This window comes from Streptomyces sp. NPDC046831 (assembly GCF_040645305.1).
Classification (GTDB): domain Bacteria; phylum Actinomycetota; class Actinomycetes; order Streptomycetales; family Streptomycetaceae; genus Streptomyces.
Window position 1 is genome coordinate 1 of the sequence record NZ_JBEYXZ010000066.1, and the last position, 10,055, is coordinate 10,055.

At 76.5% G+C, this 10,055-nt stretch carries 2 protein-coding genes; both read left to right on the plus strand.

Going from position 1 to position 10,055, the window contains the following annotated elements; genetic code table 11:
• A partial coding sequence (locus ABZ920_RS30230; protein WP_361511971.1) for a type I polyketide synthase occupies positions 1-8,214 on the plus strand: 8,214 nt, incomplete at its 5' end.
• Positions 8,215-8,272: 58 nt separating this feature from the next.
• Positions 8,273-10,055: type I polyketide synthase (locus tag ABZ920_RS30235; RefSeq protein ID WP_361511974.1), on the plus strand; the 1,783-nt coding region annotated here is incomplete at its 3' end.

Consider the following 10,055-nt stretch of genomic DNA (forward strand, 5'->3'; position numbering starts at 1 on the left):
ACCGCCGCCCACTGGACCCACCACATCCGCACCACCGTCCGCTACCACGACGCCGTCCAGACCCTCACCACCCACAACACCACCACAGTCCTCGAAATCGGACCCGACGCCGCCCTCACCCCCCACACCCCCGACGCCATACCCGTACTCCGCCGGGGGCAGGGCGAGCGGTGGAGTTTCCTGGCGGCGCTCGCGCGGGCGTACGTGGCGGGCGGGCCGGTCGAGTGGCAGCGGGCCTTCGCCGGGTCGGGCGCGGGGGCGCACCGGCGGGTCGACCTTCCGACGTATCCGTTCCAGCGGAAGCGCTACTGGCTGGACGTATCGTCGGCCGGGTCGGGGCCGCTGCTCGGGGAGCCGGTGGAACTCGCCGGGGACGGTGGCCTGTTGTTCGCCACGGAGCTGGGCGCGGACCGGCTGCCGTGGCTGGCCGACCACGCGGTCGACGCGGTGCCGCTCGTGCCGGGTGCGCTGTTCGTCGGGCTCGTCCTGGAGGCCGCTGGGCACACGGACGCCGTGGTGGCCGAGGAGGTGATGCTGGAGGCGCCACTGGTGCTGCCCGCCGAGGGAGCCGTGGCGCTGCAGGTGACCGTGGCGGCGGCGGACGAGGCGGGGCGGCGGGCGTTCTCCGTGCATGCCCGGCCGTCGGGTGACGCGCCCTGGACGCGGCACGCCACTGGTCTGCTGGCCCCGGAGGCAGGGCCCTCGGAGCCGGCGCGGAACGGCCTGTCCGTGTGGCCGCCCGCGGGTGCGCACCGTGTCGACACGGACCGGGTGTACGAGGAGCTGGCGGCGCTCGGATACGCGTACGGGCCCGCCTTCCGCAATCTGCGCGCCGCGTGGCGGTCGGGCGACACACTGTTCGCCGAGGTCCGCCTACCGCGGGAGCCGGGCCCACTCGCCGACGGGTCAGACGGGTTCGTGCTCCACCCCGCGCTGCTGGACGCCGCGCTGCATCTGCTGCCGCTGCGGTCGGAGGGCGGGGTGCGGCTGCCGTTCGCGTGGGCCGGGGTGCGGCTGCACGCGGTGGGCGCCACGGCGCTGCGGGTGCGCCTCACGCCCGTGGCCGGCGGTGACGCCGTGGCGGTGCTGCTGGCCGACTCCGAGGGGGGCGTCGTCGCGACGGCCGAGCGGCTCGCTCTGCGGCCGCTGCCGAAGGGCGCGTTGGCCGTGTCCGCGGAGGCGGTCGACGATCCGTTGTACGAGATCGCGTGGGTCGCCCCGGAGACCGGCGTGGCCGCGCCCGTCTCCGTGTCCGCCCCAGGTCATGTGGTGCGCGTCGAGACCGCGCGGAGCGCCCTGGCGCACGTGCGGGAGTGGGCCGCCCGGGACGGTGACGAACGGCTTGTCGTCGTCACCTCGGGGGCCGTCGCCGCGACCGGCGCCGAGAGCGTACGCGAGCCCGCGGCGGGTGCCGTGTGGGGGCTTGTGCGTACCGCACAGACGGAGTTCCCCCACCGGTTCGTGCTGGTCGACAGCGACGGCACTGCCGCGTCCGAGGCCGCTCTCGAGGCCGCGGTGGCGACGGGGCAACCGCAGTTCGCGCTGCGTGACGGCGCGGTGCTGGTGCCGCGGCTGGCCCGGGCCTCCGTCGCGCCGGCCGCCGGGCCGGAGTCGGCCGGGGCACCGGGCGCCGGGCCCTTCGGTGCCGGGACCGTGCTGCTCACCGGTGCCACGGGCGCGCTCGGCACGCTGATCGCGGAGCGTCTGGTCACCCGGCACGGCGTGCGGCGTCTGCTGCTGACCAGTCGGCGCGGGCCCGCGGCGCCCGTCGCGCGGGACCTGCTCGACCGGCTGACCGGGCTCGGCGCCCACGTCGACCTGGTCGCCTGCGACACCGCCGACCGGGCCGCGCTCGCCGCGCTGCTCGCGGACGTACCGGACGCGCATCCGCTCACCGGTGTGGTGCACGCGGCCGGTGTGCTCGACGACGGTGTTCTCGCCGACCTGACCCCGGACCGGCTGGACGTGGTGCTGCGCGCGAAGGCGGACGCGGCCGTGCACCTGCACGAGCTGACGCGCGGTCTGGACCTCGCCGCGTTCGTGCTGTTCTCGTCGGTGGCCGGGGTCATCGGCAACGCCGGGCAGGCCAATTACGCCGCAGCCAACGCCCAGTTGGACGCGCTCGCCGAGCACCGGCGGGGCCTGGGGCTGCCCGCGCGGTCGGTGGCCTGGGGCCTGTGGCAGGAACTCGACGGCATGGGGTCCACGCTGTCGGCGGCGGACCTGGCCCGGCTGCGGCGGGCCGGGATCGCGCCGCTGCCCGCACAGGCGGCGCTGCGCCACTTCGACGCGGCGCTCGGCGGCGACGGGCCGGCGGTGCTCGTGGCGTCCCGCTTCGACACGGCCGCGCTCGGCGCGGCGGGCACGGTGCCGCCCGCGCCGCTGCGCTCCCTGGTCCGTACGCGTCCGGCGCGGCGCACGGCGGCGGCCCCGGACGGGGCCGGGCAGGGGCAGGGCGGTGGCACGCTCGCCGAGCGGGTGTCCGGGCTCGCCCGGCCCGAGGCGGAGCGGCTCGTCCTCGATCTCGTACGCCGCACGGTCGCGACGGTGCTCGGGCACAGTGACCCGGCCGCGGTCGCCGAGGGCCGCGCCTTCACCGACCTCGGTTTCGACTCGCTCGCGGCGGTCGACCTGCGTAACCGGCTCGGCGCGGCGACCGGTCTGCGGCTGCCCGCGACGCTGGTCTTCGACCACCCGACCCCAGCCGCGCTCGCCCAGCAGCTGCTGACCGAACTGCCAGGCTCTCGCGGGAAGTTGGACGCCACGGACGCTGACGTTGCGGCGGCCGTGCGGGTCGACGACGACCCGGTGGCGATCGTGTCGATGGCCTGCCGGTTCCCGGGCGGGGTGGCCTCGCCGGAGGATCTGTGGCGCCTGGTCGCCGACGGCACGGACGCGGTGTCGGAGTTCCCCGCCGACCGCGGCTGGGACCTGGAGGCGCTGTACGACCCGCGGGCGGAGCGGACCGGTACGTCGGCGACGCGGCACGGCGGATTCCTGTACGACGCGGCGGAGTTCGACCCGGAGTTCTTCGGGATGAGCCCGCGGGAGGCGCTGACCACGGACCCCCAGCAGCGGCTGCTCCTGGAGACGACGTGGGAGACGTTCGAGCGGGCCGGCATCGACCCGCGCTCGCTGCGCGGCTCGCGCACCGGCGTCTTCGCGGGCGTCATGTACAACGACTACGGGGCACGCCTGCACCAGGGCGGGCAGGCGCCGGACGGGGTCGAGGGCTATCTGGTCAGCGGCAGCGCGGGCAGCGTGGCCTCCGGCCGGGTCGCCTACACCTTCGGCCTGGAGGGGCCCGCGGTCACGGTCGACACGGCGTGCTCGTCGTCGCTGGTCGCGCTGCATCTGGCGGCGCAGGCGCTGCGCGGCGGCGAGTGCGATCTGGCGATCGCGGGCGGTGTCACGGTGATGGCGAGCCCGGCGACGTTCGTGGAGTTCAGCCGGCAGCGCGGCCTGTCGGCGGACGGCCGCTGCAAGCCGTTCGCAGCAGCCGCGGACGGCACCGGCTGGGGCGAGGGCGCGGGCCTGCTGCTGGTGGAGCGGCTGTCCGACGCCCGCCGCAACGGCCACCCGGTCCTCGCCCTCGTCAAGGGGTCGGCGGTCAACCAGGACGGCGCCAGCAACGGTCTGACCGCCCCGAACGGTCCCTCGCAGCAGCGCGTCATCCGCGCCGCGCTCGCCGACGCCGGCCTGGGCCCCGCCGACGTCGACGCCGTCGAGGCACACGGCACCGGCACCAGGCTGGGCGACCCGATCGAGGCGCAGGCCCTGATCGCGACGTACGGTCAACAGCGTGCGGGGGACGAGCCGCTGTGGCTCGGATCGGTGAAGTCCAACATCGGGCACACCCAGGCCGCGGCCGGGGTCGCCGGTGTCATCAAGTCGGTCCTGGCGATGCGGCACGGTGTGCTGCCGCGCACCCTGCACGTCGACGAGCCGACCCCGCACGTCGACTGGTCGGCGGGTGCCGTCGCGCTGCTGACCGAGCCGACGCCGTGGCCGGAGCGCGGACGGCCGCGCCGGGCCGGGGTGTCGTCGTTCGGCATCAGCGGCACCAACGCGCACGTCGTCCTCGAACAGCCGCCCGCAGAGGCCGATTCGGCCGCCGGTGACGCGCCGGTGCGGCCCGTCGCCGACCCGGTGCTCGTGCTGTCCGGCCACACCGAGCAGGCCCTGCGGTCCCGGGCCCGGCAGGTCCGGGAGCTCGCCGAGGCCCGCCCCGGGCTCGAACCGGCCGTGCTCGCCCGCTCGTCGGCCGTCGGGCCCGCCGACCCCGCGTACCGTGCCGCCGTCGTGGCGAGCGGCGGACGTGTCGACCTGCTGCGCGCCCTGACCGCCCTCGAGGACGGCGGGAGCCCGCCCGCGCTGCTGCGGGGCGAGCCGTCCGGCCCGGCGCCGCGCGTCGCGTTCCTCTTCACCGGCCAGGGCAGCCAGCGGCCCGGCATGGGCCGTGAACTGTACAAGTCGTACGAGGAGTTCGCCGCCGCCTACGACGAGGTGTGCGCCCAGCTCGACCCGCACCTGGGCCGGTCGCTGCGGGACCTCGTGTTCGGCGCGGACCCGCTGCTCGACGAGACGGCGTTCACGCAGCCCGCGCTCTTCGCCCACCAGGTCGCCCTGCTGCGGCTCGCGGCGAGCCGCGGGGTGCGCCCCGACGCGGTGCTCGGGCACTCCGTCGGCGCGGTGGCGGCGGCCCACGCGGCCGGTGTGCTGTCGCTGTCCGACGCCGCCCGCCTGGTGACGGCGCGCGGACGCCTGATGCAGCAACTCCCCTCCGGCGGCGCGATGGTGGCGCTGTCCGTCGCCGAGGAGGAGGCCGCGGCGCTGCTCGCCGGTGTCGAGGACCGGGCCTCGATCGCCGCGCTGAACGGCCCCCGCGCGACGGTGGTCTCGGGCGCGGCGGAGGCGGTCCTCGCGGTCGCCGAGCGGGCCAGGGCCCAGGGTGCGCGCACCCGGCGGCTCACCGTCAGCCACGCCTTCCACTCGCCGTTGATGGAGCCGATGCTGGAGGAGTTCCGGCAGGTCCTGGACGGCATCGCGTTCACCGCTCCGCGGCTGCCGTTCGTCTCCGACCTCACCGGCCGCCTCGCCGACGCCGACGAGCCGGTCTCCGCCGACCACTGGGTGCGGCACGTGCGGCACGCCGTGCGGTTCGCCGACGGGGTACGCGCCCTGCACGCCGAGGGGATCGGCGCGTACCTGGAGATCGGGCCGGACGCCGTCCTGACCACGATGGCCGAGGAGACGCTCGCCGAACTCGGCGCCGCCGCGCCGCTGGTGCCGCTGGCACGCCGCGACCGGCCCGAGGGCGCGTCGTTCGCGGCCGCGCTCGGCGCCCTGCACGTCGCGGGCGGCGACGTGGACTGGCGGGCCCACCACGGCGCGGGCGAGCGGACCGAACTGCCCACCTACCCGTTCCAGCGGGAGCGCTACTGGCTGGACGTGCCGGCCGGGCGCGGCCGCGATGTCGGCGCGGCCGGGCTCACCGGCGCGGGGCATCCGCTGCTGGGCGCGGCCGTGGAGCTGGCCGACGGCACGGGCACCGTGTACACGGGCCGGCTGTCCGCGCGCGGCCACTCCTGGCTGGCGGACCACACCGTGTCCGGCTCCGCGGTGCTGCCCGGTACCGCTCTGCTCGAACTCGCCCTGTACGCGGGTGCGAGGACCGCGGCCCCGGTGGTGCGGGAGCTGACGCTGCACACGCCGCTCGTCCTGCCGGAGGAGGGCGCGGTGCGCATCCAGGTCACCGTGGGCCGGGCCGACGACGCGGGCCTGCGCATCCTCACGGTGCACGCCCGCGAGGACACCGCGGAGGCCACGGACAGCGCCGAGGGAGGGTGGACCACGCACGCCTCCGGTGTGCTCGCGCCTGACGCCGCCCCGGTGCCGCCCGCGTCCTCGCGGCCGTGGCCACCCGCCGGCGCGACCGAGGTGCCGGTGGGCGACGCGTACGAGCGGCTGGCCGCGCTGGGGTACGCGTACGGTCCCGTGTTCCGCGGTCTGCGGGCCGCGTGGCAGGCCGCGGACGGTGGGCATCTCGCGGAGATCGCCCTGCCGGACCGGGCCGTCGACGGCTCCGCGGACGAGGCCGGCTTCACGGTCCATCCGGCGCTCCTCGACGCGGCGCTGCACCCCCTCGCGCTGGACGGCCCGGGCCCCGACGGGGGGCTGCGGGTGCCGTTCGCGTGGCACGGGGTGCGGCTGCACGGCACGGGCGCCACCGTCCTGCGGGTCCGTCTGACTCCGGTCGAGGGTGGTGGACAGGAGTCGGTGGCCGTGGAGTTGACCGACGAGACGGGTGCGCCGGTGCTGACGGCCGACGGCCTCGCGATCCGCGAGACGGACCCGGCACGGCTCGTGACCTCACGCACGGCGGCCCGGTCCCTGCACCGGGTGGAGTGGGCGCCGCTCACCACGGACGCGCGGGCGGACGCGCCGGAGGCATCGGAGACGTCGGATGCGTCTGCGTACGACGTGCTGCACGCGCCGGACGGCGCGGCGGGCGACCCGCACGCCGCCGTCGCCCATGTGCTGCCCGCCCTGCGCGCCCGGCTGGTCGACGCCGAGGCCACGGCGCCGCTGGTCGTCGTGACGACCGGGGCGACGGCGCCGCGCGACGGGGAACCGCTGGACGCGCTCGGGCACGCCGCGCTGTGGGGGCTCGTGCGCACCGCGCAGACCGAGCATCCGGGCCGGTTCGTCCTGGCCGACACCGACGGCAGCGAGGCGTCGCTGCGCGCGCTGCCCGCGGCCGTCGCGTCCGGGGAGCCGCAGGTCGCGCTCCGTGAGGGCCGGATCCTCGTGCCGCGTCTGGCCCGGGTGGCCGGGGCCTCGTCGCGGGTGCCGTCGCTCGACCCGGACGGCACGGTGCTGCTGACCGGCGCCACCGGCGCGCTCGGCGGCCTGGTCGCCGAGCACCTCGTCACCCGGCACGGCGTGCGGCACCTGCTCCTGACCAGCCGCCGCGGGCCCGCGGCACCGGGCGCCGGGCAGCTCGTCGAGCGGCTCACCGCGCTCGGCGCAGAGGCCCGCGTGGTCGCCTGCGACACCGCCGACCGGGCCGCGCTCGCCGCGCTGCTCGCGGACGTACCGGACACGCGTCCGCTCACCGGTGTGGTGCACGCCGCCGGTGTCACCCGCGACGCCACGCTCACCTCGCTCGACGACACGGCCGTACGCGAGGTCCTGCGGGCGAAGGCGGACGCCGCACGGCTGTTGCACGAGCTGACCGTCGACTCGGCGCCGGGGCTGCGCGCGTTCGTCCTGTTCTCTTCGGTAGCCGGGGTCATCGGCAACGCCGGACAGGCCAACTACGCCGCCGCCAACGCCTACTTGGACGCCCTCGCCCAGCACCGGCACGCGCGCGGTCTGCCCGCGGCGTCGCTCGCCTGGGGGCTGTGGCAGGCCGAGGACGGCATGGGCGGCGCCCTGTCCGCCGCCGACCTGGCCCGGATCGCCCGTACCGGCGTCGCCCCGCTGTCCGCGCCGGACGGGCTCGCCCTGTTCGACGCGGCCCTGGCCTCCGGTGTCCCCGCGACGGTGCCGGTCCGCCTGGACACCACGGCCCTGCGCGGGCTGGGCGACCCGGACCGGGTGCCGCCGCTGCTGCGCGCGCTGGTCCAGGTACCGGCCACGGCCGTGCGGGACGGGGCGCGGCGCGCCGACGCCCCCGCCGGCGCCTCGCCGTGGCTGCGCAAGCTGGCCGAGGCGAGCGACGCGGACCGGCCGCGCGTGGCGCTCGACCTCGTCCGGACCACGATCGCCGACGTCCTCCAGCATGCCCCGGACAAGACCGTGCCGGCCGACCGCGGCCTGCTGGACCTCGGCTTCGACTCGCTCACCGCCGTGGAACTGCGCAACCGGCTCGGCGCGGAGACCGGGCTGCGGCTGCCCACCACGGTGCTCTTCGACCACCCGACCGCGACCGCGCTCGCCGCGCATCTGCTGCACGAACTGTCCGACCGGCTGCCCGGGGCGGCCGCCGCCGCGCTGGAACACCTCGCCGGTCTGGAGGCGGCCGTCGGCGCCGACGGCCTCGACGCACCGGCCCGGGACCGGCTCGCGGCCCGCCTCGCCGCGGTCCTCGACCGGCTCGCCCCCGGCCTGCGCCCGGACCCGTCCGCCGGTGCGGCGGCCGACCGGCTGACGGACGCCACCGACGACGAGCTGTTCGACCTGATCGACGACCAGCTCGGCACCGGCTGACCGCCCCGCTCCCCCGCGAGCTCCGACTCACGCCCCCTCCAAGGAGAGTTGACCACCCATGTCGAACGAGGACCGGCTGCGCGACTATCTCAAGCGCGTGACGAACGACCTGATGCAGACCCGGCAGCGCCTGTCGGAGGTGGAGGCCGAGCGGCACGAGCCCATCGCGATCGTCGCCACGGCCTGCCGCTACCCGGGCGGGGTGCGCTCACCGGAGGACCTGTGGCGGGTCGTGGAGTCGGGCACCGACGCCGTCTCCGGGTTCCCCGACAACCGCGGCTGGGACCTGGCGGGCCTGTACGACCCCGATCCCGAGCGGACGGGCACGTCGTACGCGCGTGAGGGCGGGTTCCTGCACGACGCCGACCAGTTCGACCCGGCGTTCTTCGGGATCAGCCCGCGCGAGGCGGTCGCCATCGACCCGCAGCAGCGGCTGCTCCTGGAGACGGCGTGGGAGACGTTCGAGCGGGCCGGGATCGACCCGAGTTCGCTGCGCGGCTCGCGCACGGGCGTGTTCGCGGGCGTCATGTACGGGGACTACGGCGGCCGCATCCAGCGCGCTCCGGACGGCCTGGAGGGCTACATCGGCACGGGCAGCGCGGGCTCGGTCGCCTCGGGCCGGCTGTCGTACACGTTCGGCCTGGAGGGTCCGGCGGTCACGGTTGACACCGCGTGCTCGTCGTCGCTGGTCGCGCTGCATCTGGCGATCCAGTCGCTGCGGCAGGGCGAGTGCGATCTGGCGCTCGCGGGCGGGGCGACGGTGATCGCGTCGCCGGGTCTCTTCGTGGAGTTCAGCCGGCAGCGCGGCCTGTCGCCGGACGGCCGCTGCAAGGCGTTCGCGGCGGCCGCGGACGGCACCGGCTGGGGCGAGGGCACCGGCCTGCTCCTGGTCGAGCGGCTCTCCGACGCCCGCCGCCACGGCCATCCGGTGCTCGCGGTCGTACGGGGTTCGGCGGTCAACCAGGACGGTACGAGCGGCCAGCTGTCGGCGCCGAACGGTCCCTCGCAGCAGCGCGTGATCCGCGCCGCGCTCGCCGACGCGGGCCTGACCCCGGCCGACGTCGACGCGGTCGAGGCGCACGGCACCGGCACCAAACTGGGCGACCCCATCGAGGCACAAGCCCTGCTGGCCACCTACGGACAGGACCGCCCGGACGAACGGCCCCTGCTCCTCGGCTCGCTGAAGTCCAACATCGGGCACACGCAGGCCGCGGCCGGGGTCGGCGGCATCATCAAGGTGGTCGAGGCCATGCACCACGGCCACCTCCCCCGCACCCTGCACGTCGACGAACCGACTCCGCACGTCGACTGGACAGCGGGCGCCGTCCGCCTCCTCACCGAGGACCACACCTGGACCACCCCCGACGACCGCCCCCGCCGCGCCGCCGTCTCCTCCTTCGGCATCAGCGGCACCAACGCCCACGTCATCCTCGAACAGCCTGCGGACGAGGAGGAGTTGAGCGAATCACCGGTTAGGGCGGACGGCCCGGCGCCGTGGCTGCTGTCGGCCCGGTCCGAACCGGCCCTGCGGGCGCAGGCCGAGCGGCTGCGCGCCTACGTGGACGAGCACCCGGAGCTGCGTCCGGCGGACGTCGCCGGTGTGTTGGCGGAGGGGCGCGGTCAGCTGGAGCGGCGGGCCGTGGTCGTGGCTCGGGACCGGCGGGAGCTGACCGAGGCACTGGACTCCCTCGCCCGGGGTGTACCGGCGGGCAACGTGGTGGAGGGTGCCGTACGGGATCACGGCAGGACGGTGTTCGTGTTCCCCGGTCAGGGCTCGCAATGGGACGGCATGGCCCGCGACCTCCTCACCACCTCACCCGTCTTCGCCCACCACCTCACCC